This is a genomic window from Cryobacterium sp. PAMC25264 (assembly GCF_019443325.1).
Taxonomy (GTDB): domain Bacteria; phylum Actinomycetota; class Actinomycetes; order Actinomycetales; family Microbacteriaceae; genus Cryobacterium.
Map to the genome: position 1 here is coordinate 2,813,527 of NZ_CP080383.1, position 24,885 is coordinate 2,838,411.

Consider the following 24,885-nt stretch of genomic DNA (forward strand, 5'->3'; position numbering starts at 1 on the left):
CCGACCACCAACGTGTGCGTGGGAGTGGGCCATGACCGACGACGCGGACCTGGTGCCCGAACCCGGTGCGCCCCAACCTGACGGCCCCGCACCCGGTGCGCCCGAACCTGCCGGCCCCGAGTCACCCCACGCGGCAGCCACCGCGCGGCGCCGGCATCCGCTGGTCATCATCGCGTCGATGCTGCTGCTGCTCGTCATCGTGGGGGTCGTTCTTGTGCCGCAGTATGCCAGCGGCGTGCGGGCGCTGGAGTCGTTCGGGTCGATCTCGCCGTCGCTCGTGCTGGCCGCGCTCACCCTTGAGCTGGCCTCCCTGCTGTGTTACAGCGCACTGTCGGCGGAGATGATCGGGCCGCCCACGCCACGCTTCCGCACCCTGCTGCGCATCGACCTCACCGACCTGGGCATCCGCAACGCGGTGCCCGGCGGCGGCGCCACGGCCGCGGCCGCCAGGTACCGGTTTCTGCGCCAGGCGGGCGTGCGGCCGGAGAACGCGCTGACGGCCGCGACCATCCAGCTCACCGGGTCGAACCTGGCCCTCGGCGCCCTCTTCGCCCTGGGCGTGGCCCTGTCATTGCGCACCTTCTCGGACAACCTCTACTACCGGGTCGCCGGCATCGCGGTGCTGCTCCTGCTGGCCGGCGCGGCTCTCGGGTGTGGCTGCTCACCCGGCTCCCGGCCCGATCGGTCACGGTGGCCCGCGCCGTGGCACGCCGTCTGCCGCTTGTGACCGAGTCCGCAGCGGAGTCGTTCGTGCGAACCCTGGGCGGTCAGATCCGGCTCCTGGCCACGCATCCGCGCCGCCTGCTCGTCGTGGTGCTGCTGTCGGCCGCGAACTGGCTGCTGGATGCGGCCGCCCTGTGGGTGCTGTTGGCCGCGTTCGGGTATCCGCTGGCGTTCGGCCCACTGCTCACGGTCTACGGGCTGGGCACGATCGTCGCGATGCTGCCGCTCACCCCGGGGGGTCTGGGCATCGTCGAGGCCGTGATGGTGCCGGCCCTCATCGCGTTCGGTGCCCCGCGCGCGGCCGCGCTGCTGGGGGTGCTGGGGTGGCGGTTGCTCGAGTACTGGCTGCCGCTGCCGCTGGGCCTGGCCGCGTGGCTGTCGCTGCGGTGGGGCAGCTTGCGCCGGAGGGACCGCCCCCGGCGCGGGGTCGGCACGAGCGTACGCTGAGCATGTCCGCATCCGTCAGGAGCCTCGAGTGACAACAACCCGCCCCACCCACTCTCCTCGGCGCACCCCGACGGACCCCGCGGCGACCAGCTTCTGGGCTCTCACCGTCGACGAGGTAGCGACGCTGTTCCCGGCTCCGGATGCCGCCGCCGCACCCCTCGCCCGCACCCGCGGCCACTCCCGGTTGCGGTCCTGGGCCGGCATCGTGCTCCGTCAACTGTCCAGCCCGATCACGATGATCCTGCTCGTGGCGGCCCTGATCGCCACGGCAACCGGCGACAACGTCGATGGCGGGGTGATCCTGCTCATCGTGGTGCTCAGCGCCGCGCTCGGCGCCTGGCAGGAGGGCCGGGCCGCCGACGCCGTGGCGAACCTGCTCGCCAGCGTCGCGGTCACCGTGCGCGTACAACACGGCGATGCCCTGGTGGACCTGCCTACCGATGCGGTACGGCCGGGCGACCGGGTCGTGCTCGGTGCGGGCGACATCGTGCCCGCCGACTGCCGCCTCGTGGAGACCGACGACCTCCAAGTCGACGAATCGTCGCTCACCGGGGAATCCTTTCCGGTGGCCAAACAGGCCGGCGGCCCGCTCCCCGTCGATACCCCGCTGGCGCAACGCAGCAACATCCTCTTCAACGGCACCAGCGTGGTGAGCGGCAAGGCCGTGGCCATCGCGGTGCTCGTGGGCGCCGACAGCACCTTCGGACACATCTCCACGGCGCTGGAGAAGCGGGCTGAACCCACCAGCTTCGAAACCGGCATCCGGGCGTTCGGCCTGCTGTTGCTGCGCGTGATGGTCATGATGGTCGCGGCGATCCTCCTGATCAACCTGGTGCTCGGCCGTCCGTTGATCGACTCCCTGCTCTTCGCCCTGGCCCTGGCCGTGGGCATCACTCCCCAGATGCTGCCCGTGGTGGTCTCGGTGAGCCTGGCCGCCGGCGCCCGGCGGATGGCCCGGCAGGACGTGATCGTCAAGCGCCTCGACGTGATCGAAGACCTGGGTTCGATGAGCGTGCTGTGCACCGACAAGACCGGCACCATCACGGCCGGCAGCGTCAGGGTCGACCGGGCCCTCGACGCCGCCGGGCAGCCCAGCGAACGGATGCTCGACCTCGCGGCGCTCAACGCCGGCCTGCAGTCCGGGTACCCCAACCCGCTCGACCTGGCCGTGTTGGCCCGCCGGCCGCTGCCGCCTGGCGCGGTGTTGCTCGACGAGGTGCCCTACGACTTCACCCGTAAACGCCTCACGGTGGTGGCCGACGTCGCCGGAGCGCGCACCATGATCACCAAGGGCGCCTTCGACGGCGTGCTGGCCTGCTGCTCCCGGGTGGACACGGCCGACGGCATCCGCCCGCTCGATCCGATCCGGGCGGAGATCGCCGACCGGTTCCGTCGGCTGAGTGCCGACGGCTACCGGGTGATCGGGCTGGCCACGGCCCCGGTCGACTCGGACCGGCCGCTGATGGTGGTCGACGAACACGACCTCGTCTTCGGTGGCTTTCTCGCCTTCCTCGACCCGGTCAAGGAGGACGCCCAGGCTTCGCTGGCGGAACTGGCGGCGCTGGGCATCCGCACCAAGATTCTCACCGGTGACAACCGGTATGTGGCCGCGGCGCTCGCCCCGCAGCTGGGCATCGACGCCGGCCGGGTGGCCGTGGGCGCCGACCTGGCCGGCCTGGGCGAGGCGCAGGTTCACGAGCTGGTGTCGCGCACGAGCATCTTCGCCGAGGTCGAGCCCAGCCAGAAACAGGTGATCGTGGCGTCGCTCCGCGATGCGGGGGAGACCGTGGCGTTCCTCGGCGACGGCATCAACGACGCCACCGCCCTACACGGCGCGGATGTGGGCATCTCGGTGGACACCGCCGCCAGCGTGGCGAAGAAGGCCGCCGCGGTGGTGCTGCTCACCAAGGAACTCGCCGTGGTGGCCACCGGGGTGCGGCTCGGCCGGCACACGTTCTCGAACACGCTCAAATACGTGCGGGTGGCGTCCAGCGCCAACTTCGGCAACATCCTGAGCATGGTCATCGCCGCGGCGACGCTGCCGTTCCTGCCGATGCTGCCCGGTCAGATCCTGCTGCTGAACTTCCTGGCCGACATCCCCAACACTCTGGTGTCACGCGACAACGTCGACCACGAGCGGCTCCAGGTGGCCGGCGTGTGGGACATGCGTCAGGTGACCCGGTTCATGATCATGTTCGGGCTGCTCAGCACTGTGTTCGACTTGGCCACCTTCGCGTTGATGCGCTGGGTGTTCCACACGGATGCCGCCACCTTCCGCACGGGCTGGTTCATCGAGTCCGGACTCACCCAGTTCGTGGCGATGATGACCCTGCGCACCAGCCGGCCGGCCTGGCTCAGCCGACCGGACGGAGTGTTCTTCTGGGTGAGCCTCGGCGTGGCGGCCGCCACGGTGACGCTCACCTTCACCCCGCTGGGCGCGCTGGCGCAGTTCGTGGCGGTGCCGCCGGCGCTGCTGCTGGCCCTGTTCGCCATGGTGCTCGGCTACGGGCTCGCGAACGAGGCGCTCAAGCGGTTCGTGCGGTTCTGACCGCGGCGGCGGCGGGCGCGGCGGGCGCGGCATCCGTTCGCAGAGACTGACTGTTGCCAGAACGGACAAATGCGCCCGGCGTACCGGGCGCACATGTCCGCACGGGGAACAGAAGGGGCGCGCAGCCTTCCCGAGCCGCGCGAGGTGCGGTGGGTGCGCGGGGTGCGGCGGGGCTACTCCATGACCTTGAGGTCTTTCCAGAAGGCGACGTAGCCGCTGTAGTCCTTGCCGACCCGGTCGAACGAGCTGGGGGTGGGCGTGGGGTAGCTGAACGCGCCGTCGACCACCGTGGAGACGCCATCGGTCACGGTGAAGTACTGGCACTCGCCCTTCCACGAGCAGGTGTACTGAGTGTCGGTGGGCGCCAGGAACTCGTCCTTGACGCTCGACGGGGGAAGTACCAGTTGCCCTCGATCTTGATGAGTTCGTTCTCGGGGGCTTCGGCCACGACCGTGCCGTTGAGTACTGCCTTCATGGTTGACTCCTTCGTTGGGCTGTGCAGTGATCGCCGGCCGCCGCGGTGCAGCGGATGCCGCAGACAGAAACCGGTGCTGCTCTGCAACACCCGAACACCGGCACACATTCCCGTCGGAACGATGTCTGGTGGCGCCAACGGCGTCCGCCAGCGGCGGCGGGTGCCGGTCTCAGCCCACGAGGAGGCTGACACCCAGCGCGAGGACGGCCAGCCCCTGCAGCGTTGAGCGGAGCGTGATGATGCGATCCCAGCCGGCCTGGAGTGCGCGGGCATTCGTGGGGATGACCCGAGCGTCCGCCGCGGCCGTGAAGGCCCTATTGATCGGTGCGCTGGCCCTCACGTAGAGCACCATCCAGACGACCAGCAGAGCGAGAGCCACACCCGCAGCGCATGCGGCCACGACGTTGTCGCCGATCGCGGCGAGAACGGTGGCGGCGGCGGAGGCGACGAGACCGACGGCGCCGGGAACGGGCATCCGCCTGTCGCCGTAGCGATGCACAGCACCCATCACCGTGGACAGAGCCGAATCATCGACCTGGGCGAGGGCTGGACGCAGCACCAGGGCGCAGAAGACGTCGGTGCCGTAGACAACACTGACACCCATGATCGCGAGGAGTGCGGAAACGTGCGCGAGGGAAGTCATAAGGGGGTATGCCTTTCTGTTTCAGGGGAGAGCCCGAGCCGCGACAGGCGCGCCTCGCTGCGTGACGGGTCAGACGAAGGCCAGGATGAGGCCGGCGACGACGAGCACCAGAGCGGTCGCCCCGTGCACACTCAGCGCGTGCCGCACGGTGCCACCGTTGGAGGTGACGATGATCGCGTCCCCGATGGGGGTGATCGCGGCAGCCACGAGCACCCACCCGAAGACGTGCCCTCCGGCGACGACGAGGACGACAAGAGGCACGATGCCAGAGGTGATGTCACGGACGCCCTTGATACTGGTCAGGGCGCGAGCGCGGTCCTCGGTAATGCCAAAACCAGCCAGCGCCGCACTGGGGGCGAGGAGGAACCGGGCGCCGATAACAAGGATGAAGAGGCAGCCGAGGACGGCGACGACGAGGGCGGTGATGTACATGTGAACTCATTCCAATGGGGTCTAATCACGTTATCTAACACTGTTCGATAACGACGCTAGCACAGCGTGGAACAGAAACTAGCACTGTTATGTAACCGTGCTAATCTGTCAGCATGGCTCCTCGACCCGTCCCCGACCTCAACCTCAGACGCGATCAAATCACTCAGGCGGCGTGCAGCATCGCCGAGTCCGAAGGGTGGACTGCAGTGACCATGCGCCGGGTCGCAACCGAGATCGGCGTGACGCAACCGGTGCTGTACAGCGCCTTCGCCGGCGGTCGCCAGGCACTCCTCGAGGCCGTCGCACTGCAGGGGTTCACCGCGATCGCCGATGCCCTTGACGCTGTCGCTCCCGACCCGATGTCGCGGATGCGGGCCTACCTCGGGTTCGCCACCTCCCAACCGCGTCTGTACGAGGTGATGTTCTCCATGCCGTCAGGCCTTCCGTTCGGCGCCGACGACAGCCCCGCGCCACTCCGGCGCGCTTTCGCGGCGATCCAAGAGGCATTCCCCGGTACTGACGACACCGCATCGGAGGTCGCCTGGGCGACCCTGCACGGACTCGCGACCCTTCAGATCAGCGGGCGCATACCCGCAGGGCAGGCCGAGGCGCGGCTGAACCGCGCACACGCGGTGCTGGCACACTGACCTCGTCTTCGCCGAAACGGGTCGATCCTGGTGGTGACGTGAGTCCCAGCGGCCAGCCTCGGACCCCGAGGATCGACATCGGGGTGGTCGGCCGTCCCGATCAGGCGAGGAAGTCGTAGGCGCGCACAACGGTGACGTGGGCCGCGGCATCCGTGGCCGCAGGCTGTGCCGGGCCCGCGGCGGCCACCCCCGCAGCTGCGACGAGGGCCTGCCCGGTTTCGGACGCCTTCACGAGGTGCTGCACGGCGCGCTTGAGTCCCACGAAACTCGCCGCAGCTGCTGCGGCCTCCGGGGAGCAGTGGTCGATGCCGCGTTCGGCGAGGGCGTCGATCACGGCGCCGGCGACGAGCTGGTCCTCCATGGCGAAGCGGATGCTGCCATCGGTGCGGCGCTCCCCACGGCGATGACCGCCACGGAGAAGCGGTCGCCCTTCTCGGTCTGGCGGGCCAAGGCCCAGTCGGCCACGAGTGCACTCGTGGCCAGGTTTGCCGCGATGACGGTGTGGGTGGCGACCGGGGTGGGGAAGCTGTGCGCGGCATCCACGGGAGGCAACTCGTCGGCGAGCACAACCACGTCGGCCTCGGCCGCGAGGGCCTGGAAGCCCGCCAGACCCCAGTCGAATCGGACCTGGTACTTGATCTGGGCTGGGCGTCGCTCACCCGTTCAGAATACCGGTCGGCGGACTCCGGCGGCGGGAAAAAGAGTCACGGGGCGTCGTAGTGGGCGAGGGCGTCGGCGTCGGTGGCGTGGGTCATGGCCCGACGGGCGCCGTCGAGCGCGGTGACCGGGTCGGCCTCGGCCTCGGCGAGGGCGAGCTGGCGTTCGGCCTCGGCAAGGCGGGTGCGGGCGTCGGCGCCCACCCGGCCCCGGTTGGCGGTGATGAAATCGCGAGTGAGGCCGATCTGGCTGCGGGCGGCCAGCCGGGCGCCCACGAAGGCTTCGCGGGCGTTGTCGAGCCGCAACTGCCGGTTGCGGGCCTCGGAGCGGGTGACGTCGAGCCCGTCGAGGGCTTCGCGAAGCCGAGCGAGGTCGGCGGCGGGGTCGCTCACCCGGCCGGGTCGGCGCAGGTCGGCCACCACGGTGTCGGCGTCGGCGATCACCCGGTTGAGCTCGGTGCTGGCCTCGGATTCCTCGTGCCGGTCGCGCAGAGCACGGGCCTCGGCCAGTTCGGTCTCGGCTCCGGCGAGGGCGGTGCCGAGGCTGGCGAAGGCCACATGCAGCTGGTCCTCGCCGGTTTCGATGGCGTCCAACAGGGTGGTCGCGGTGAAGAGCCCATGCTCGGCGGCGCTGACCTGGTCGCCGACGGGCTCGGTGGCGCCGGCGGCGAGGCGCGTATCGGCGGCATCCGCGGCACGGCGGCCCTCGTCGATGGCGGTGCGAGCCCGCTCGACGTTGCCGCTGATGGCGGCCAGCGCGGACGCGGAGTAGGTGGTGGCGAGGCGGTCGAGAGTGGCGGCGCCGCCGGCGAGACGATCGGTGGCCCGGTCGAGGCGGCGGCGAAGCTGCTCGAGCTGCAGTGGCGCGTTCTGCTCCACCACGCGCTTGCTGTCGAACTCGCGGGTCTGCGCGTTCAGCCGAACGGTGGCCTCGTCGGCGAGCCGGGTGATCTGCTCGGTCCACTGCCGGATCTGGGAGTCGGTGTCGGGCACGCCATCGTCGAGCTTCTGCTGCAAGGCGAACGCCTCGCGCAACTGCCGCTTCGACACGTCGAGCGCTGCGGCGAAGTCGGCCGTGGCCCGCTCGCCGAATTGCGCCTGGGCGAAACCGAGCTCGTCGGTGGCGGACTCGATGAGGTCGTCGGCCCGCACCAGGCTGATCGCGGCGGTACGCGCCCGCTCGGTGATCTCCGCGGTCTCGGCGGCACGGATACTGCGACCCCTGCGCCGGGATGCCGACACGAACAGCCAGATGACCCCCACGACCACGCCGAGAACAATGACGGACGGGAGCCACCACAAAGCATCAGTCATGCGGCCATCTTATTGAGCGAAGCTGGTGGAATGGCTGGTGGCAGGCCGGTCCCGGGGGTCTTTCGTGGCGCATCCGGTAGGTGCGTGTGCCCGGTCGGATGCTCGCTGCTCCCCCTGTGGGCGACCGCGCCCGCTATAGCGGGCGCGGCCAGCGATACGAGGTGCGGTGAAGGCCAGGATGGCTTGTTCCGGGATCGGCTCGACGGGTCTCGACAAGCTCGACCAACGAGACGGGGACGCACCCAGGTAGGCTCGACCAGCGGGATGGTCGGGCGGCCGGGGCAGGCTCGACCAGCGGGATGGATCGGGCCGCACTGATCAAGTCCGAGCAGCGACGCTGGGCACGATCGGCTAGCGGCGGCGGTCGTCGGCGCTGGGGCGGCGCATCTGGGCGCGGATCAGCTCGAAGTCGTGCCGGCTGATCTCGAGCAGGCCGCGTCGGAGCTTCAGGCCCCAGTTGGGGTCGCCCCGGGTGAGGTCGAGCACCTTGAGCAGGGGCCGGATCGACGCGGGCTCGGCATCCGGATCGTAGGCCACCTTGCGCCGCCACGGGCGGTACTCGCTGCCGGAGACGCCTACCTGCACCACGGCGTTGTCGCTCACGTAGCCGATGGCGGTGAACTCGCGCAGCCGGTCGCCCTCGAACTGGGTCTTCGGCGAGTAGTAGACCAGCCCGTCGGATTCGTTCATGTCTTCGAGCAGCTCGCGGGCGGCGAAGTTCACCTGGGCCAGGCCCATGGACACGCTGCGCAGCACATACTCCTGCTGCACCACCCCGAGCCAGTACCGAATCGCCACGTACTAGTTGTAGTGCATTGCTCCGACAGCACAGACTGAGGGCATGCGTGTATTACTCAAAGAGATCCTCGACTGCACCCCCGACGCCGCCTGGCGGGCGCTGGCCAGTCCCGCCGTGTTCCGCGAGGTCAGCGCGCCGCTGATGAGCGTCGAATCCCTCGAAACGGATGGCTTCCCCACCACCTGGTCCCCCGGCGAACACCCGGTGACCATGAGCGGCCTGGGCTTGGTGCCGCTGGGCGAACAGATGATCCGGCTCAACATGCGCACCACCAAGAACGGCGTGCGGATCGTGCACGACACCGGCAACGGGGTCTCCGGCGCCATGAAGGCCGTGACGCACTGGGACCACAGCATGGCCATCTCGCCCGACCCGGCCGGCACCGGCAAGACCCTGTACCGCGACCAGCTGATCTTCTCCGCAGGACCGGCGACCCTGGCGGTCTGGCCGGGCCTGTGGGCGTTCTGGCAGCTGCGGATGCTTCGGCTCAAGGCCCTTGCACCGACCTGGCGCTACGACTTGGGCGCCGACGACCCCGCCTTCGTGGCCGCGGGCGCCGCCGAGGCCGAGCGTGCCGAGCACGAGGCCGAGCGCGCCGCCGAGCCGACCGGGCGGGAGGACGGGTTAGCCTGAGCACATGAGTTCATCCATCGGAGCCCTGCAGATCGCCGACTGGCGCCGCCGCGTCTTCGGGCTCTACGGCGGGGTGCGCCAGCTCAGTGCCCGCAAGCCCTCGGCCGGCCACGAACTCTGGCGCTCCGGACGCGACGAACTCTTCGCCGGGCATCCGGCCTCGCCCCTGCTGCCCGACGACCGGGCCGCGTTCACGGGCCTCACGGTCGCCGCGTACGACCCCGACTGGCGGTTCGAGGTGGAGGTGCACCGCACCGAGGAGCCGTTGCGCATCAAGGTGGAGACCGGCACCGACGGCGTCGTGCCGTTCGACCTGGTGGGCACCGTGCGGCTGCCCTACATCGGCTCGCTGGACGTCTGGCGACTCGCCAGCTACGGCGGCGGCCTGTTCCTGCCGCTCAAGGACGGCCTCGCGGGCAAGTCCGGCGGCACCTACGGTGGCGGCCGCTACCTGCTCGACACCATCAAGGGCGCCGACCTCGGCCCCGGCGTCGGTGACGACAGCCTGATCCTCGACTTCAACTTCGCCTATAACCCGTCCTGCGCGTACGACCCGATGTGGGCGTGCCCGCTGCCGCAGGCGGGCAACATCGTCACCGTCGACATCCCGGTCGGCGAGCTCTACACGCCGCGGGGCTAGGGCCGAAAGTCCCGGCCACCGACTGTTTGCGGGGTATTTTTGCTGTCTGCTTGACAGCATCCGCTAGAGTAGACGTACTTGTGAGTTCGTAGTTGCGCTCACTGCGTCGTAGAACGCCCTCTTCTTATCGATGGCCGCGCGAGCACGAGTACGACTCGATGCCGGCGAACCGCTCGATTTTTCGAATGACACTTTCTTACGGCGAACGGATGTGCCCATCGGCACCTTCGCCATGTGAATCCTCCTGGCTCCGGCCGTCGCTTTTGGGCGGCACCGGTTCGAGCGAGGTGACTGATGCCCGAAAGGCACCACTTTGTCTGAAACTTCCTTTGGCGCGCTTGGCGTGCCCGCTCCCCTCGTTGCCGTGCTCACCTCGCAGGGCATCGACAGTCCGTTCCCGATCCAGGTCGACACCCTGCCCGACACCCTCAAGGGCCGCGATGTCCTGGGCCGCGGTAAGACCGGCTCGGGCAAGACCCTCGCGTTCTCCATCCCCATGGTGTCGCGCCTCGGCGGCAAGCTCGCCGGCGGCAAGCGCCGCCCGGGCCGGCCGCTCGGCCTGATCCTCGCACCGACCCGCGAGCTGGCCACCCAGATCACCGCAGCGCTCACCCCGCTGGCCGAGGCCTACGGCCTGAACACCACCACCATCTTCGGCGGCGTCTCGCAGAACCGTCAGGTCGCCGCGCTCAAGGCCGGCGTCGACATCGTCGTGGCCTGCCCCGGCCGCCTCGAGGACCTCATGAAGCAGGGCTTCGTCAACCTCGACTCCGTCGAGATCACCGTGCTCGACGAGGCCGACCACATGGCCGACCTGGGCTTCCTGCCCGTCGTCACGCGCATCCTGGACAAGACCCCGTCCAGCGGCCAGCGCCTGCTGTTCTCGGCCACGCTCGACAACGGCGTGGACAAGATCGTGCGCCGCTTCCTGCACAACGAGGTTCTGCACTCCGTCGACGAGGCCACCAGCCACGTCTCCGCGATGACCCACCACGTGTTCGAGGTCGACACCGCCGAGTCCAAGAAGGAGCTCATCGAGAAGCTCGCTTCGGGCACCGGCCGCCGGATCCTCTTCATGCGCACCAAGCACCACGCCAAGAAGCTCGCCAAGGCACTGACGGATGCCGGCATCCCGTCGGTCGACCTGCACGGCAACCTCTCGCAGGTGGCCCGTGACCGCAACCTCGCCGCATTCAGCGCCGGCGACGTGAAGGTTCTCGTCGCCACCGACGTCGCCGCCCGCGGCGTGCACGTCGACGACATCGAACTCGTCATCCACGTGGACCCGCCCGCAGAGCACAAGGCGTACCTGCACCGCTCGGGCCGCACCGCCCGTGCCGGCAGCGCCGGTGACGTCGTCACCATCGTGCTGCCCGCGCAGAAGCGCGACACCGACCAGCTCCTGCGCAAGGCCGCCATCACGGTGACCCCGCAGCGCGTCAACGCCGCCTCCCCCGCCGTGATCGCCCTCACCGGCGACGTGGCCGCGTACGTCAAGCCGGTTCCCCGCGTGGAGCAGCCGCACGGTCAGTCTCAGGGCGGCCGCTCGCAGGGCGCCAACGCTCAGCGCAAGCGCGTCAACCGCGACGACCGTGACAACGGCGGCCGCGGCTCGCGCGACTCCGGTGGCCGTGGCGGCCGCAGCGGCGATGCCGTTGCAGCCGGCGGCGCCCGTCGCGACCGCACCGAGCGTCCCGCATCCGGCGGCCGCGGCAACGCGCCCCGCACCGGCGGCTCGGGCAACGGCGGCTCCGGTCGCTCCGGCGGCCTGCAGGTCGGCGGCCTGGTGCGCGGCTCCGGTTCCACCGGCGGCGGCGCCCGCCGCTCGGCTCCGCGCCGCGCGCAGGGCTAACCAGCCCTCAGCATCCGCTGACTGTTTCACCGCATGACCCGAACGGGCCGGCTCCACACGGAGCCGGCCCGTTCTGGGTCTCCGGGCCGCTGCGCGGGCCGGACGCGGACGCGCGGGCGCGGCGCCGCTACGCGGGTGGCACGCCCGGCGCGTGACGGCGCCCTGCCCGCGCAGCTCCCCCTGACGACGAAAACACCGTTGCGCGGGACAAACGCCGTTCCGCGGTGCGGGCGACGATGCGCAGGTGCGGCGCCGCTACGCGGGTGGCGCGCGCGGCGCGCAACGGCGCCCTGCCCGCGCACGTCTTGCCGGGATCGCCGGCAGGGAGCTACCGGGCCCTGGTGGTTCGGCGAGGTCGGCGGCCGGGGTTAGGGTCGAGGTATGAACACCACAGTTGTTGTTCGGCCCGTCACCGAAGCGGATGCCGACAGCCTGGGCCGCGTCCACGCGGCTTGCTGGCACGAGTCCTATGACCACATCCTGAGCCAGGCTGCTCTCTCGCAGCTGCATCCGGAACGCCTCGCCCAGATGTGGCGCCGGTTCTCGGCCCAGGGCCCCGCCTACCGCCACGTCGTGGCCGAGCTCGACGGCGAGATCGTCGGCTTCGCCGGCAGCGGACCGGGCCGGGACGCCGGCAAGCCCACCGAGCACGAGCTCTACTTCGTCTACCTGCTCGAGGCCCACCAGGGCACCGGCATCGGCCAGGCGCTCTTCGACGCCGTCGTCGACCCGGGCCCCACCTACCTCTGGCTGGCCGCCGACAACCCCCGCGCCCACCGTTTCTACGCCCGCAACGGCTACCTGCCCGACGGGCAGGAGCGCACCGAAGAGGTGCTCGGCGAACCATTCCGCGAGGTGCGCCTCGAACGCTAACTCCACCCGGCCATCCGGCCCCGCACCAGCCCGATCCCGCCCAGCGGGGTCGGGCTTCTGCGTGCCCGCGCCGGCCGCGCCCGTCCCGCGGCGGGTGTTCCGGGCCGGACCGGGTGTTTCGGGCCGGACCGTGCCCTGCCGTGCCGGATGAGCACTCCCACCCCGCCTCCGGCGATCGAGCACATCCCTCAGAGCCCGCAGCGAAGCCCGAGCGGCCCGCACCCCGCGCACACCGTAAAATCGGTGGATGCCCACGATTCCTGTCATTCTCGACGTCGACACCGGCGTCGATGACGCCCTCGCCATCCTGTTCGCCGTCGCGCATCCCGACATCGAGGTGCTCGGCATCAGCTGCGTCGCCGGAAACGCCTCGCTCGAGCGGGTTGTGGAGAACACCCTGCGCATCCTCGATGTGGCGAACGCCCCCGACATCCCCGTCGCCGCCGGCGCACGCCGGCCGCTGATCTCCCCGGCCCGCAGCGCCTCGCACGTGCACGGCGAAAGCGGTCTCGGCACCGTGCACCTGCCACCGAGCTCACGCACGCCCGCGCCGGTGAACGCCGTCGAACTGCTGCACCGGCTGATCTCCGAGAGCGCGCGCCCGGTGACCCTGGTGGCGCTGGCTCCGCAGACCAACCTGGCGCTGCTCTTGCGCCAGTACCCCGACCTGGCCGAGAACATCGAACGCATCGTGTTCATGGGCGGTTCCGCGAGTGTGGGCAACGCCACGGCCGTGGCCGAGTTCAACGTGTGGCATGACCCCGAGGCGGCGGCGATCGTGCTGGATGCGGGCATCCCCACGTTCATGTACGGGCTGGACGTCTTCAACCAGGTGGCCATCGACCGCGAGGTCGCCACCGCGCTGGAGGACGGCGACTCCACCCAGGGTCGTGTGGTGGGCGCACTGCTGACCAACCGGGTGGCGCGCGGCGAGAGCAGTATGGCCGAGTACACCGGCCTGATCGGTGACGCCGGTGCGATCTGCGCGCTGGTGGACCCGCAGGCGCTCAGCACCCGGATGCTGCCCGTGCGCGTGGAACTGACGGGCTACGGCCGCGGCCAAACCATCGTCGACCAGCGCAGCCGGCTGGGCGAGGACACCCTACACGGCAGCATCGACAGCTGGGAGGTCGTGGAGGTGGCCCTCGACGTGGACGCACCGCGCTTCGCCGCCCTCTTCCTCGACACCCTGGGCCTCACTCCCCCAGTTCCGCGAGCTGTGACTTAAGCACGCAAAAACCTCCCCGAGAGGGGCTTTTCTCACGGTTCGCGAGAGGGGACGGGCGGGTCAGCGCAGCGCGCCGACCGAGGCCAGGGCCATGCGGAGCAGGCCGCCGCGGCCGCCTTCCATCTCGGCCGAGACCGCGTCGGTCGCGGCCTCCTCCGGGGTCATCCAGGTGAGTTCGAGGGCATCCTGGCGGGGGTCGCAGGTGCCGGTCACGGGGACGACGTAGGCCAGCGAGACGGCGTGCTGGCGGTCATCCGTGAACGCGGTGATGCCGGGCATCGGGAAGTACTCGGCGACCGAGTACGGCACGGGGCTCGGCGGCAGCTGCGGGAAGGCCATCGGGCCGAGGTCCTTCTCGAGGTGGCGGAACAGCGCGTCGCGCAGGGTCTCGCCGTAGAGCACCCGGCCGGAGACCAGGGTGCGGGTCATCTTGCCCTCGGGGGTGGCGCGCAACAGCACGCCGACCTCGACGACCTGACCCAGGCCGTCGACCCGAACGGGCACGGCCTCCACGTAGAGCAGCGGCAGCCGCTGGCGGATCTCGGCAAGCTCCACGTCGGTCAGCCAACCGGGATTGCTGTTGGGCGGCGGCGCGTCATCCCCGCCTGGCGTCCAGTCCGGGTCGGGGTCAGGGGTGCGCACGCTCATAGGTTCATTCTCACTCACGAGAGCCGCGGATGCATCACCGACGCCCCCACAGACCCCGTTCCACCCCTCGCGAACTGTGAGCAAAGCCCCAGTTTGGGCCCGATTTTGGGGCTTAAGTCACAGTTCGCGGGAGGGAGAGGGGGTCGCCGGGCGTGGAAGGATTGGAAGGAGTCGGGGCAGGACACGCGTCGACCTGAGTGTGAGGACCGCCAATGGCCGACAGCATCCGTCCCGAGCCCATCGACCCGGCCGCCGTGCTGTGGTCGGCCGCCGTCGCCGACCGGGTGGACCGTCCGCTACTGCTCGTGCTGCACGGCTACGGCTCGCACGAGGGCGACCTGTTCTCGTTGGCGCCGCACTTGCCGCTGGAGCCCACGATCGCGGCCCTGCGCGCGCCGCTCCCGGTGGGCCAGGGCTGGTCCTGGTTCCCGATCGGCGTGCCCGGCGACCCGGTCGGCGACGCGCTCGATGCCGCCGCGGCCGGGATCCTCGACTGGCTCGACGCGCTGCCCGAGCAGCCCACCTCCATCGGGCTGCTCGGGTTCTCGCAGGGCGGCGCCATGACGCTGCAGCTGATGCGGCACGCGCCGGAGCGGTTCGCCTTCGCGGTGCAGCTGTCGGGGTTCATCGCGAGCAGCACGCATCCGGGTGACGCTCGCCTGGCCGAACTCAAGCCGCCGGTGTTCTGGGGCCGCGGCACGCTCGACCCGGTGATTCCCGAGGCGGCTGTCGTGCGCACCCAGGCCTGGTTGCCGGGGCACTCCACGCTCACCGAGGGTATCTACGAGGGGCTCGGGCACTCGATCTCCCAGGCGGAGCTCGGTGAGATCGTCACGTTCCTGCGCGCGCAGTACCCGGCCCCGGCTGCTTGAGGAAGGGCAGCCCGCCCGCGCCTGAGGTGTCCCGTCCGATGGCGACGACGCCGGCGCAGCCTCGGAAAGCCCCAGCGGCCACCTCCTTAACGCACGAATTGCCCCGATCCGGCGGATGACGACATCCGCGACGGGGCAATTCGATGAAAGTGCGGCGAGCTAGCCGCGCTTGCGGGCGGCCTGCTCGTTCTGGGCGGCGAAGCGCTCGGCGTGCGCCTTCTTGCGAGCGCGCTCGGCGTCGCGGTCCTTCACCCGGATCTGCTCTTCGCGCACCTCGAACTGGGTGGCGCGTTCGGTGACGAGCCAGGCCGGCGGCTGCTGGAGCAGCGCGAGGATCTCGGCGCTGGTGAGCGGCTCGGTGACCTCGCCGCGGGCCAGGCCCGAGATCGAGACGCCGAGCTTGGCGGCGACGACCTGCTTGGGGTGCGGTCCGTTGGCGCGCAGCTCGCTGAGCCACTCGGGCGGGTTCGCCTCGAGGGCGGCCAGCTCGGTGCGCGACACCGGGGTGGACTGGAACTCCTCGGGTGCTGCTTCGAGCAGAATCCCGAGCTTCTGGGCAGCCGTGGCCGGCTTCATGGTCTGGGGCTTCTTCTCGCTCATTGTTCCAGCGTATAGCCTGAGAGCACTAAGGTTTCGGTGTCGTGCGCCCGAACGCCTCGAAACGCACCCGGCGCCGGCACATTGCACTCCGCCGCGCGGCCATCACCCACACACTGACACATGCACAACGAGAGGATGCCGGTGACCTTTTCCATTGCCTTCGTCGCCGGGGTCACCCCCACCAAGTGGACCCGCATCTGGGCCGAACGCCGCCCGGACGTCGAGCTCGAGGTGTTCCGCACCGATTCCGCCGAGCAGGAAACCGTCTTGCGCGACGGCCGCGCCGATGTCAGCCTCGTACGCCTCCCGATCAACGAAGAGGGCCTGAGCCTGATCGCTCTCTATAACGAGATTCCCGTGGTGGTCGCGGCCAAAGACCACTTCATCGCCGATGCCGACAGTGTGGTCGTGGCCGACCTCGTCGACGAGCACCTGCTGCAGGATCCGGACGAGGTGCCCGAGTGGCGGGACGTTGCCGTGGAGGTGCGGACCGGCAGCCGCCGCGCGCTGCCGCCGATGCGCGACATGGACGAGACCATGGAACTCGTCGCCGCCGGCGTGGGCATCGTCATCCTGCCGCACTCGGTAGCCCGGCTGCACAGCCGCAAGGATGTCGTCTCCCGCCCGGTGGAGGACACCGCCGAGAGCCGCATCGCCCTGGCCTGGCGCACCGTGGACACCACCCCCGACGTGGAAGAGTTCATCGGCATCGTGCGCGGCCGCACCCCCGACAGCTCCCGTAAGAACGCCGCCCTGCCCACCGACGAGCCGGTGAAGAAGGAAAAGAAGACCGCGAAGGCGAAGGCCGCCGCGAAGGCCGTGCGCGCCGCCGCGGCCGCGGCCAAGCCGGCCACCGCACGTAAGACCCAGAGCGCCGGGCGCACCCGCAACTCCCCCAGCCCGCAGGCCGGCAAGCGCCGCGGCGGCCGCTGACGGCTCACGAACCGTGAGTTAAGCACGCATCCGGGCGCTTTTGTGGGGCTTTGCTCACAGCTCGCGGATGGGGGCGGGCGTCAGGTGGGGGCCACGGGCTGGCGCAGGACGGTGCGGAGTTTATCGGGGGCGACCCGGCGGGGGTCGCCGAGGTAGACCTCATGGTGCCGGCCGCGTTCCCGCATCCCGGCGGCGGGCAGGACCTCGCCGTGCAGCCTGGCCAGCACGGGCGTCTCGTCGTCATAGGAGCCCACGTGCAGCACCTGCTCGCAGAGGCCCTCATCGAGGGCCTCGACACGCAGCCGGTCCAGCGCGGGCAGCGGCTTCTTCTTCGTGGCAGCTTTAGCGCGTGCCGCGGCGATGGCCTCGCCGATGTGCGCATCGCTCACCCAGTCGGGCTGGCTGATCAGCATGGTCCAGCTCCAGGCATCCTTGTCGCGTGCGCTGAAGACGGATGCGTCGTCGGCGTACCAGAGCCCCTCCAGCGGCCCCACCACCAGGTCGCGGCCGGCCCGTTTGCTCGCGAACTTCACCGTGTACGCCACCGCGTAGAGCGCCTCCACGGCCTCGGTATACGCCGGGGACGTGTTCGGATCGCCATGCCCGTCGACCGCGAGGAACCGCTGCGGCGGCACCGTCACTCTCTCCCACTCCCGGTTCTTCGGGGCATAGAGCGCCCGCAGTTCGCGCTTGATGTCGTACGGCGCCGCCACATCGCCAGACGACGCAACGTCTCTGGTCACGGTCGTACCGCCGGGCGCCACATCCGCTCCGGGCACCGTCACGCGAGGCACGACCGGGTCAGTTCTGCAGCACAGAGAGGATGTTGCCCGCCGGGTCGGTGAACCAGGCGATCCTTGGGTTCCCGTTCGCGATGCCTCGTTCGTCCTGCTCGAATCCGTCGAAGTCGTAGCGGAGGAACTCCACCCCGCGCTCGGCGAGCACGTCGGCGGACTGGTTGATGTCTGCCACCTCCAGGTTGAGGATGGTGAACACGGCCGGCTGATGGTCGGGCTTGGGGTAGATGATCACGTCGGCGCCACCGGGCAGGGTCAGCCGCAGCATGCCCATTCCACCGTCCGCCACCTCGAGACCGAGCACGTCGGCGTAGAAGGTGCGCGCCGCCTCGATGTCGGGCACCGCGAATCCGCTGAAACCGTGCAGGTACTCCGGGTCGATGGTGGGCATGGTGTGCTCCTTCTGGTCGAGAGTGGGGGTCTGGCTCCCCCGATCAGCGGGAGCTGATCGAGGCGAACTTACGGATGCACAATGGCACGAACACCACGAGCAGCACAACAACTCCGATGAGCACGGTCGCCACCGGGTTCTGCAGTGTCCAGACATCCGGCACCGGCGCGGTGCCCTCGTTGCCGAACAGCTCGCGCGCCGCCTGAACCAGCGCCGACACCGGGTTGAACTCGGCGAAGATGCGCAAGGGGGTGGGCAGCGTCTCGATCGGCACGAACGCATTGGAGATGAACGTGATGGGGAACAGGATGATGAACGACGCGTTGTTGATCACCTCGGGCGAACGCACACTCATGCCCAGCAGCGCCATCACCCAGCTGAACGCGTAGCTGAACAGCAGCAGCAGACCGAGCCCGGCGAAGAACTCCCCCATCGACGAGTTCACCCGCCAGCCGACCAGGAAGCCGGTGGCCATCATGATGATCATCGAGATGGTGTTGAGCACCAGGTCTCCGTTGGTACGGCCCACCAGCACAGCGGATGAGCTCATCGGCAAGCTGCGGAACCGGTCGATGATGCCGTCCTTGAGGTCTTGCGCCATGGCGGAGCCGGAGAAGGTGGAGCCGAACACCACGGTCTGGGCGAAGATGCCGGCCATGAGGAACTGCGTGTAGTCCGTGCCCTGCACGTTGATCGCGCCGCCGTAGACCTGGCTGAACAGCAGCACGAACATGATCGGCTGGATGACGGCGAACACCAGCATGTCGGGAGTGCGCTTGATCTTGATCAGATTGCGCTTGGTGGTTGTCCAGCCATCCGAATACCAGAGGGACAGCGGGTTCCAGGTTGGCGTGGGCGCTGGCCTGGTGGCGGTCTGGGTCATTTCACCAGCTCCTGCTTCTCGTCTTCGTTGTCGTCGGCGGCGAGGTCGGCCTTGTGCCCGGTGAGCTTGAGGAACACGTCGTCGAGGGTGGGCCGGCGCATCCCGGCGTCGTGCAGGTCGATCCCGGCCGTGCGCAGGTCCGCGAGCACGTGCTGCAGCGCCGGCGGTCCATCGGTCACGGCCACGTCGAGGCCTCGCCCGTCGCTGGAGACCTGCGGTTCGCCGGCGCCGTAGCGGGCGAGCACCTCGCTGGCGGCGGCGCTGTCCGCGGCGTCCACCAGGGCCACGACCACCCGGTGCCCGCCGATCTGGGCCTTGAGTTCGTCGGAGGTGCCCTCGGCGATCACCCGGCCGTCGTCGATGACCGCGATGCTGTCGGCCAGCTGGTCGGCTTCCTCCAGATACTGGGTGGTGAGCAGCACGGTGGTGCCGTCGTCGACGAGCTTGTTGATCACGCCCCACAGGGCGATGCGGCTGCGCGGGTCGAGCCCGGTGGTCGGTTCGTCGAGGAAGAGGATCTTGGGGTTGAAGACCAGCGCGCCGGCCAGGTCGATGCGTCGGCGCATGCCGCCGGAGAACCCCTTGACCGGCCGGTTGCCCGCCGCGGTGAGCTCGAACAGGTCGATGAGTTGCTGCGCCCGCTTGCGGGAGGCGGCGCCGCCCAGGTGGTAGAGCCGGCCGACCATCTCCAGATTCTCGAAGCCGGTGAGGTTCTCATCGACCGCCGCGTACTGGCCGGACACGCCAATGATGCTGCGCACGGCCTTCGGATCGTCCTGAACGTTGATGCCGTCGACGATCGCCGTGCCGGCATCCGGTCGGATGAGGGTGGTCAGGATTTTGACCACCGTGGTCTTGCCGGCACCGTTGGGGCCGAGGATCGCCTTGACCGTGCCGCGCGGCACGGTGAGGTCGAGCCCGGCGAGCGCGTGCACCGGCCCGGTCTTGGATTTGTAGGTCTTGGTAAGCCCGGAGGCTTCGATAATCGTCATGCCACGCCCCTGCCAAATCGGTGGGTATGCTTTATGTGGACGTTGTACACATGTGAGCTTTTATCGTAACGAAACGGATGCGCGATGACAACGGGTGGGGGAGATTCTCCGGTACGAACTTCGTACCGGCACGGCGACCTGCGCCGGGCTCTCATCGAGGCCGGGGTAGACCTGGCCCGGGAGGGCGGTCCGCCCGCCGTGGTGCTGCGGGAAGCCACCCGGCGCGTGGGGGTGACGCCCAACGCCGCGTACCGGCACTTCGCCGACCGGCAGGCGCTGCTGGACGCCGTGTGTTCGAGTTGCCAGGGCCTCGTCGCCGGGGCGATCGAAATCGATCAGGCCCGAGTCGACACGACCGACCCGGTCGACGGCGCCCGCCTGCGGTTCCGGGCTGTGGGCACCGGCTACCTGCGCTTCGCACTGGAGCAGCCGGGCCAGTTCCAGACCGCGTTTTCCGCGTCGTCCGACCTGGACAGCGCCACCTGCGCGGCTCGGGCCGGCCCCGCCGGGCTCACTCCGTTCCAGTTGCTCACGCAGTCGCTCGACGACCTCGTCACCGTGGGGCTGTTGCCGGCCGGGCGGCGCCCGGCGGCCGAGTTCCTGGCCTGGTCGGCCGTGCACGGACTCGCCGAGCTGCTCATCGACGGCCCCCTCCGCGCGCTGCCCGCCCCGGTGAAGCAGACCCTGATCGTGCGGGTCATCGACATGGTGGAGCAGGGGCTGTAGCGCAGCGCGGATGCGCCTCAGGGCGCGTCGCCGGAGGCCGCCGGGCCAACGCTGGTGCCGCCGTCCGACGTCCATTCGACATACCAGTTGCGCTGCCCTGCCGTGGGAGCAAGTCCCTCGCTCGCCAGCCCCTGGTCGCTGGTCCAATACAGGGTCACCCCGGACGCCGCGAACTCGGACTCGCCCACACAGCTCGATAGGTAGTGGGTGTCGTCGAGCAGTAGGAGCAGGCAGACACGCTCCGCATCGGACCGCACCACGTAGAACAGGGACTCGGCGGGCGGGTCGACAGACTCCCAGGAGATTCCGCCGATTGTGCGCAGCGTCAACGGCTGGAAGGAGGCGGGCAGGGGTACGGCCGGCACGTCGTCCACAGTTTGAGGACGATCGAAGATCTCGAACGCCTTGGCCTCGGTGGTGGCAGCGGCCGGGATCTCCGTGCCGCGGGCGATCGCTCCCACGATCTGCGCCCCGGCCACGCCGCCGAGCACGGCCGCGACAATGAGGCCGACCGCCAGACGAACCCGGCTCCGGGATGCGACGGTGGGCTTCTCCGGCGCAGCCGGCGGCCCATCGGCGCTCACCGCCGACCCCGCATCGCGCTGCGATTCGTCACCCCGGGGAACCATCGGGCGCGCCGGAGCGACCCGGGCCACAGCCGACCCCTCGAGCTCCTGCTCCGCGGCGAGTACCGCATCGTCGATCGCCTCCTTCTCCCCCGCGATCTCGGCCTCGAGCTCCCGCAGGGCCCGGTGCACGGCGTGGTCGCCGGCGGCGTCGGCATCCGCTGCGAAGACCCGGCGCTGCAGCGCCCGCACCCGACCGCTCGGCGCCGGCTCGCCCTCCGGCGAGGCCTGGTCAGGATGCGCCCGCCACCAGAGCGCGTCGAGAACGTCCCGGCTGCCCCGGTAGTGGTCCCGCACGGCGGAACGGTACTCCTCGTCGCCCAGGGCCCGTTCGTACGCGTCGCGATGACCTGGGGTCATCGGAGATCCCCGGTCGGGGTCATCCCTCGGCCACCACGTCCGTAGGGGTGGGCCTGCCGGCGAACTCGGTCGACAGGCCGCCGCCGAGTTCCCACACCACCGAGATGTCGCCGAGCACCCGCGATACGCCTGCCTCGCCGTGAAGGATCCCGCTACCCTCCCAGTACAGCCGCAACCCTACCGACGGAAACCCCGACTCGAGCGCACACGTGGACACGTAACCACCGCTCTCCGGCATGGCGACGAGGCAGGTCATGCGAGTGGAGGACTGCGCCGCGTAGTAAGGCGAGGCGCCCGCCTCATTGGCGTTCTCTGGCCAGCCGGCCGACCCGAGATAGCGGAAGGACTCGGGCCTGAAGACGTCACCGGTCGAGACCAGAGGAATATCCTGTGGCGTCTGCTCGCGGATGAAGATCATGCTCGGCGACTCCGAGGACACCGTGGCGATCGAGGCCGTCTGTGAGGGGGTCGGAGTGCCGGTGGGCGCGGCCCCGCTGACGAGGCCCGCGGCGCCCAGCCGGCTGCCGAGGATGACCCCGATGGCCACCGCGAGGAGGATGCCGCCGGCCAGGAACCAGTGGCGACGACCGAATCGTCCGAACCTCACGGTCGGCGTCGGGTGTGATTCGGCGACCTCTGGCTCCCGCGTGTCATCGCCTGCTGCCGACCCCACCAGCTCGTCGAAGGTGGATGCGGTGACGGCGGCCGAGGCACCGACCTCCTGAGCATTCGCGGCCCGCAGGGCCTCAGCAATGGCCAGCCGCTCGGCGGCGATCTCGGCCTCGAGGTCCCGCACGGCCTCGGCCACGACCGCGTCCCCGGCGGCATCGCCATCCGCTGCGAAGGCGCGGCGCTGCAGCGCCCGCAGGGTGGCGATGGGCGACGGCATGCCACTGGGGGCCGGATCTTCGGGGTGCCATTCCCACCAGAGCGCGTCCGGCAGGCTCCAGTGACCGGTGTGAGCGGCGGCCACGGCGGCGGCGAAGTCCGGGTTCTCCAGAGCTCGCTCGTACGGATCGTCGTGCCTGTTCCCGGCCAATGAAACCCCCCTCATTGTTCTGCACATCCTGCCACACGCGTCGGGCGGAGCGGTGCGGCACCGACGCTTGCGCTCAGGGAGCGACCACCCGGCCGGAGCCGCTCGTCTCGATGGTGGAGTCGCGTTGCCAGGCCACCGTGATGTCCAACACCATCGGCGTCGTGCCGGCGCTGGCGCCCTGCAGCATGTCGGTGCTCTCCCAGGAGAGGCGGAGGCCCGCCGACGGGAAGTCGGACTCGAGCGAGCAGGTCGACAGGTAGCCGCTCCCCTCGGGCACGGCCACCAAGCAGATCATGTTCGCCGAACCGCGGGCCGCGTAGTACGGCGAGTCGGTGAGGCCGTTGCCGTCGGCATCGGTCCAGCCCGCCGAGCCGAGGTACCGGAACGAGGCGGGGTCGAAGGCAGCGGGCATCGGCACGAGCGGAACGTCCCGCGGCGCCTGGTCGCGCGCGAACACCTGCGCGGCGAGCACCGGAACCTCCAGCGTGGGGGCGGGAGTGGCAGTGGCGGCGTCGCTGCCCGCCTGGGGCGCAGCGCCCCACGGCGCCAGGTCGTCCACCTGGCTGCCCACAACGGCCCCGAGCACCACGGCGCCGGCCAGGGCCACCCCGAGCAGCACCCGGTGGCGCGGCATGGCGCGCGATGGCGCGCCCTGCTCGGTGGATGCATCCGCCATCGAGACGGATGCGGTGCCCACCGCCGTGTCGGCCGCCTCGGTGCCGAATGGTTCGGTGCCGGCCGGTTCGGTGCCAAACGCCTCGGTGCCGAATGGTTCGCTGTCGGGCACATCGCCGAAGGCCCCGTCGTCACCGGACAGCTCAGCCCCGGCCGACTCGGCACTCGACCCAACCTGCCTACCGGCGGCCACCGACGTGCCCACGGCCGGCACCCGTCGCCCGCTGCGCGCGGCGGCCACCGCCGCGGCGATGGCAGCCCGTTCGGCCGTGATCTCGGTTTCGAGCGCGTGCAGGGCGTCGGCGACGCCGCGGTCGCCCGCCGCATCGCCGTCGGCCGCGAACACCCGGCGCTGGAGGTCGCGGAGCCGCTCGGTGGGTGACGGCGTGCCGTCGGGGGTGGGTTCGTCGGGATGCACCCCCCACCACAGCGCGTCGAGCACGTCCCAGTGCCCCCGATGGGCCCGGGTCACCGCCTGCAGGAAGGCCGCATCGTGCCGGGCCTGTTCGTACGGATCGCCGTCGTTCCGTGCCTCTGCCACCATCGCTCCCGTCGTTCTGCACATCCTGTCACCGGTCGGGCCGCCCGCGAACCTCCACGTGCAGGTGCCGGCCCCGCGCCGGGAGGGCATTGGCCGCACCCCGAGCCGGTGGCAGGATGCCCGCATGACCGTGACCGAGCACCGGGTGGACCCGTGGGGTGGGCCCCGGCAGGCACGCTGGCAGCAGGCCGTGGACTGGCCGCTCACCATTGCGGCCCTGGTGTTCCTGGCGGCCTACTCGATCTCGGTGATCGGAGCGGTCGATGTCTCCACGGGCGCGCTGCTGCGGATCGTGATCCTGGTCAGTTGGGCGCTCTTCCCGGTGAGCTACCTCGTCGATCTCGTGCTGGCCGACCATGCCTGGCAGTGGGCGCGGCGGCATCCGGTCAATCTGCTCTTCGTGCTGCTGCCGTTGCTGCGACCGTTGCGGCTGCTGCGGGTGCTCGCGCGCAGCAGCCTGTTCCAGAGCTCGGCGGGCACCGCGTTCCGGGCGCGGGTGCTGGTGTACCTGGCCGGCACGGCGGTGCTGGTCACCTATATCGCCGCGCTGGCGGTGCTCGAGGCGGAACGGAGCGACCCGAACGCCAATATCACCTCGTTCGGCGACTCGCTCTGGTGGGCGGCGGTGACCATCACCACCGTGGGTTACGGGGACTTCACCCCGCTCACCATCCGCGGGCGCATCATCGCGACGGCCCTGATGCTCGGCGGCGTGGCCGTGCTCGGTGTGCTCACCGCCACCCTGTCGTCCTGGATCGTGCAGCGCGTCGCCGACCTCGAGGAGGAGCGTCACCGGGCCGAATAGGGCCAGCGAGGCGGGAATGATACACTCTCCCAATACCCTTAACGAACCGCTGTGCCATTTTCAGTCGCGTGATGTATCCAGTGACCT

Annotated in this window: 28 protein-coding genes and 1 pseudogene; 13 read left to right on the plus strand and 16 right to left on the minus strand. The window is 70.1% G+C overall.

All coding sequences use genetic code 11. The annotated features are described in order from the left end of the window. The first annotated feature begins 31 nt into the window (after nt 1-31). Genes KY500_RS13065 through mgtA form a run of 3 tightly spaced genes read left to right on the plus strand, consistent with a single transcriptional unit; the run spans nt 32 to nt 3,718 of the window. Nucleotides 32-727 (plus strand): hypothetical protein, encoded by a 696-nt coding sequence (locus tag KY500_RS13065; protein WP_219900911.1) that lies wholly within the window; start codon nt 32-34, stop codon nt 725-727. After that, on the plus strand, nt 703-1,170 hold the full coding sequence (locus tag KY500_RS13070; RefSeq protein ID WP_255579304.1) for a flippase-like domain-containing protein: 468 nt from the start codon (nt 703-705) through the stop codon (nt 1,168-1,170). The genes KY500_RS13065 and KY500_RS13070 overlap by 25 nt, the downstream gene beginning before the upstream one ends. A 28-nt stretch (nt 1,171-1,198) precedes the next feature. Further along, nucleotides 1,199-3,718: a magnesium-translocating P-type ATPase gene (mgtA, locus tag KY500_RS13075; RefSeq protein WP_219900913.1), complete on the plus strand. Its 2,520-nt coding sequence runs from the start codon at nt 1,199-1,201 to the stop codon at nt 3,716-3,718. A 173-nt stretch (nt 3,719-3,891) separates the two neighbouring features. Here the strand turns inward: mgtA and KY500_RS13080 are convergent. The 3 genes and pseudogenes from KY500_RS13080 to KY500_RS13090 all read right to left on the minus strand — a co-directional run bounded on the left by KY500_RS13080 (nt 3,892) and on the right by KY500_RS13090 (nt 5,268). Continuing rightward, nucleotides 3,892-4,193: pseudogene (locus tag KY500_RS13080) on the minus strand (DUF427 domain-containing protein). A gap of 169 nt (nt 4,194-4,362) precedes the next feature. Next, complete coding sequence (locus tag KY500_RS13085) at nt 4,363-4,836, minus strand: DUF1772 domain-containing protein (RefSeq protein ID WP_219900914.1); 474 nt, start codon at nt 4,834-4,836, stop codon at nt 4,363-4,365. A gap of 69 nt (nt 4,837-4,905) precedes the next feature. After that, complete coding sequence (locus KY500_RS13090; protein WP_219900915.1) at nt 4,906-5,268, minus strand: DUF4267 domain-containing protein; 363 nt, start codon at nt 5,266-5,268, stop codon at nt 4,906-4,908. A 113-nt stretch (nt 5,269-5,381) separates the two neighbouring features. Here KY500_RS13090 and KY500_RS13095 point away from each other — a divergent pair, with 113 nt between their 5' ends. After that, the gene (locus tag KY500_RS13095) at nt 5,382-5,915 is read left to right on the plus strand and encodes a TetR/AcrR family transcriptional regulator (RefSeq protein ID WP_219900916.1); all 534 of its coding nucleotides are present in this window, start codon (nt 5,382-5,384) and stop codon (nt 5,913-5,915) included. Nucleotides 5,916-6,015: 100 nt separating this feature from the next. Here KY500_RS13095 and KY500_RS13100 read toward each other — a convergent pair whose 3' ends face one another. The 4 genes from KY500_RS13100 to KY500_RS13115 form a co-directional block, all read right to left on the minus strand. Then, the gene (locus tag KY500_RS13100; RefSeq protein ID WP_219900917.1) at nt 6,016-6,276 is read right to left on the minus strand and encodes a hypothetical protein; all 261 of its coding nucleotides are present in this window, start codon (nt 6,274-6,276) and stop codon (nt 6,016-6,018) included. Continuing rightward, entirely contained in the window at nt 6,246-6,488 is a 243-nt protein-coding gene (locus KY500_RS13105; protein ID WP_219900918.1) for a hypothetical protein, read from the minus strand. The genes KY500_RS13100 and KY500_RS13105 overlap by 31 nt, the downstream gene beginning before the upstream one ends. A 131-nt stretch (nt 6,489-6,619) precedes the next feature. Then, nucleotides 6,620-7,885, minus strand: a complete 1,266-nt coding sequence (locus KY500_RS13110; RefSeq protein WP_219900919.1) for a hypothetical protein — start codon at nt 7,883-7,885, stop codon at nt 6,620-6,622. 351 nt (nt 7,886-8,236) lie between these two features. Then, nucleotides 8,237-8,683, minus strand: a complete 447-nt coding sequence (locus KY500_RS13115; protein ID WP_255579306.1) for an EVE domain-containing protein — start codon at nt 8,681-8,683, stop codon at nt 8,237-8,239. Nucleotides 8,684-8,726: 43 nt separating this feature from the next. Between KY500_RS13115 and KY500_RS13120 the strand changes: the two genes are divergently transcribed. The 5 genes from KY500_RS13120 to KY500_RS13140 all read left to right on the plus strand — a co-directional run bounded on the left by KY500_RS13120 (nt 8,727) and on the right by KY500_RS13140 (nt 13,910). Then, nucleotides 8,727-9,317, plus strand: coding sequence for a hypothetical protein (locus KY500_RS13120; protein WP_219900920.1), 591 nt, complete (start codon nt 8,727-8,729; stop codon nt 9,315-9,317). Between the two features lie 4 nt (nt 9,318-9,321). Next, nucleotides 9,322-9,957, plus strand: a complete 636-nt coding sequence (locus KY500_RS13125) for a DUF1684 domain-containing protein (RefSeq protein ID WP_219900921.1) — start codon at nt 9,322-9,324, stop codon at nt 9,955-9,957. Nucleotides 9,958-10,270: 313 nt separating this feature from the next. After that, entirely contained in the window at nt 10,271-11,809 is a 1,539-nt protein-coding gene (locus tag KY500_RS13130; RefSeq protein WP_219900922.1) for a DEAD/DEAH box helicase, read from the plus strand. A gap of 381 nt (nt 11,810-12,190) precedes the next feature. Further along, entirely contained in the window at nt 12,191-12,682 is a 492-nt protein-coding gene (locus KY500_RS13135) for a GNAT family N-acetyltransferase (RefSeq protein WP_066597774.1), read from the plus strand. Nucleotides 12,683-12,929: 247 nt separating this feature from the next. Then, on the plus strand, nt 12,930-13,910 hold the full coding sequence (locus KY500_RS13140; RefSeq protein ID WP_219900923.1) for a nucleoside hydrolase: 981 nt from the start codon (nt 12,930-12,932) through the stop codon (nt 13,908-13,910). A 60-nt stretch (nt 13,911-13,970) separates the two neighbouring features. On the opposite strand, the gene KY500_RS13145 is transcribed toward KY500_RS13140, so the two are convergent. Next, on the minus strand, nt 13,971-14,558 hold the full coding sequence (locus KY500_RS13145) for an NUDIX hydrolase family protein (protein WP_066597778.1): 588 nt from the start codon (nt 14,556-14,558) through the stop codon (nt 13,971-13,973). Nucleotides 14,559-14,770: 212 nt separating this feature from the next. Here KY500_RS13145 and KY500_RS13150 point away from each other — a divergent pair, with 212 nt between their 5' ends. Continuing rightward, on the plus strand, nt 14,771-15,430 hold the full coding sequence (locus KY500_RS13150) for an alpha/beta hydrolase (RefSeq protein WP_219900924.1): 660 nt from the start codon (nt 14,771-14,773) through the stop codon (nt 15,428-15,430). Nucleotides 15,431-15,589: 159 nt separating this feature from the next. On the opposite strand, the gene KY500_RS13155 is transcribed toward KY500_RS13150, so the two are convergent. After that, nucleotides 15,590-16,030 (minus strand): DUF5997 family protein, encoded by a 441-nt coding sequence (locus tag KY500_RS13155; protein ID WP_255579308.1) that lies wholly within the window; start codon nt 16,028-16,030, stop codon nt 15,590-15,592. A gap of 141 nt (nt 16,031-16,171) precedes the next feature. Here KY500_RS13155 and KY500_RS13160 point away from each other — a divergent pair, with 141 nt between their 5' ends. After that, complete coding sequence (locus KY500_RS13160) at nt 16,172-16,963, plus strand: LysR family substrate-binding domain-containing protein (protein ID WP_219900925.1); 792 nt, start codon at nt 16,172-16,174, stop codon at nt 16,961-16,963. A gap of 80 nt (nt 16,964-17,043) precedes the next feature. On the opposite strand, the gene KY500_RS13165 is transcribed toward KY500_RS13160, so the two are convergent. The 4 genes from KY500_RS13165 to KY500_RS13180 are packed head-to-tail and all read right to left on the minus strand — an operon-like array spanning nt 17,044 to nt 20,026. Continuing rightward, entirely contained in the window at nt 17,044-17,706 is a 663-nt protein-coding gene (locus KY500_RS13165) for a GyrI-like domain-containing protein (protein ID WP_255579310.1), read from the minus strand. Between the two features lie 58 nt (nt 17,707-17,764). Next, a complete protein-coding gene (locus tag KY500_RS13170; RefSeq protein ID WP_219900926.1) occupies nt 17,765-18,151 on the minus strand; it encodes a VOC family protein in 387 nt (128 codons plus the stop codon). A 43-nt stretch (nt 18,152-18,194) separates the two neighbouring features. Beyond that, nucleotides 18,195-19,034 (minus strand): ABC transporter permease, encoded by an 840-nt coding sequence (locus tag KY500_RS13175; RefSeq protein WP_219900927.1) that lies wholly within the window; start codon nt 19,032-19,034, stop codon nt 18,195-18,197. After that, on the minus strand, nt 19,031-20,026 hold the full coding sequence (locus tag KY500_RS13180) for an ATP-binding cassette domain-containing protein (RefSeq protein ID WP_219900928.1): 996 nt from the start codon (nt 20,024-20,026) through the stop codon (nt 19,031-19,033). The genes KY500_RS13175 and KY500_RS13180 overlap by 4 nt, the downstream gene beginning before the upstream one ends. 84 nt (nt 20,027-20,110) lie before the next feature. Between KY500_RS13180 and KY500_RS13185 the strand changes: the two genes are divergently transcribed. Continuing rightward, nucleotides 20,111-20,752: a TetR/AcrR family transcriptional regulator gene (locus tag KY500_RS13185; protein ID WP_219900929.1), complete on the plus strand. Its 642-nt coding sequence runs from the start codon at nt 20,111-20,113 to the stop codon at nt 20,750-20,752. A gap of 17 nt (nt 20,753-20,769) precedes the next feature. Here the strand turns inward: KY500_RS13185 and KY500_RS13190 are convergent, their stop codons facing one another. The 3 genes from KY500_RS13190 to KY500_RS13200 all read right to left on the minus strand — a co-directional run bounded on the left by KY500_RS13190 (nt 20,770) and on the right by KY500_RS13200 (nt 23,993). Continuing rightward, nucleotides 20,770-21,738: a hypothetical protein gene (locus KY500_RS13190; RefSeq protein ID WP_219900930.1), complete on the minus strand. Its 969-nt coding sequence runs from the start codon at nt 21,736-21,738 to the stop codon at nt 20,770-20,772. Between the two features lie 19 nt (nt 21,739-21,757). After that, nucleotides 21,758-22,777, minus strand: coding sequence for a hypothetical protein (locus KY500_RS13195; protein WP_219900931.1), 1,020 nt, complete (start codon nt 22,775-22,777; stop codon nt 21,758-21,760). Nucleotides 22,778-22,850: 73 nt separating this feature from the next. Then, nucleotides 22,851-23,993 carry a hypothetical protein gene (locus KY500_RS13200; protein ID WP_219900932.1) on the minus strand — a complete coding sequence of 381 codons (1,143 nt, stop codon included), beginning with the start codon at nt 23,991-23,993 and terminating at the stop codon, nt 22,851-22,853. 124 nt (nt 23,994-24,117) lie between these two features. On the opposite strand from KY500_RS13200, the gene KY500_RS13205 reads away from it, so the two are divergent. Beyond that, nucleotides 24,118-24,798, plus strand: coding sequence for a potassium channel family protein (locus KY500_RS13205; RefSeq protein ID WP_219900933.1), 681 nt, complete (start codon nt 24,118-24,120; stop codon nt 24,796-24,798). The last annotated feature ends 87 nt before the right edge of the window (nt 24,799-24,885 follow it).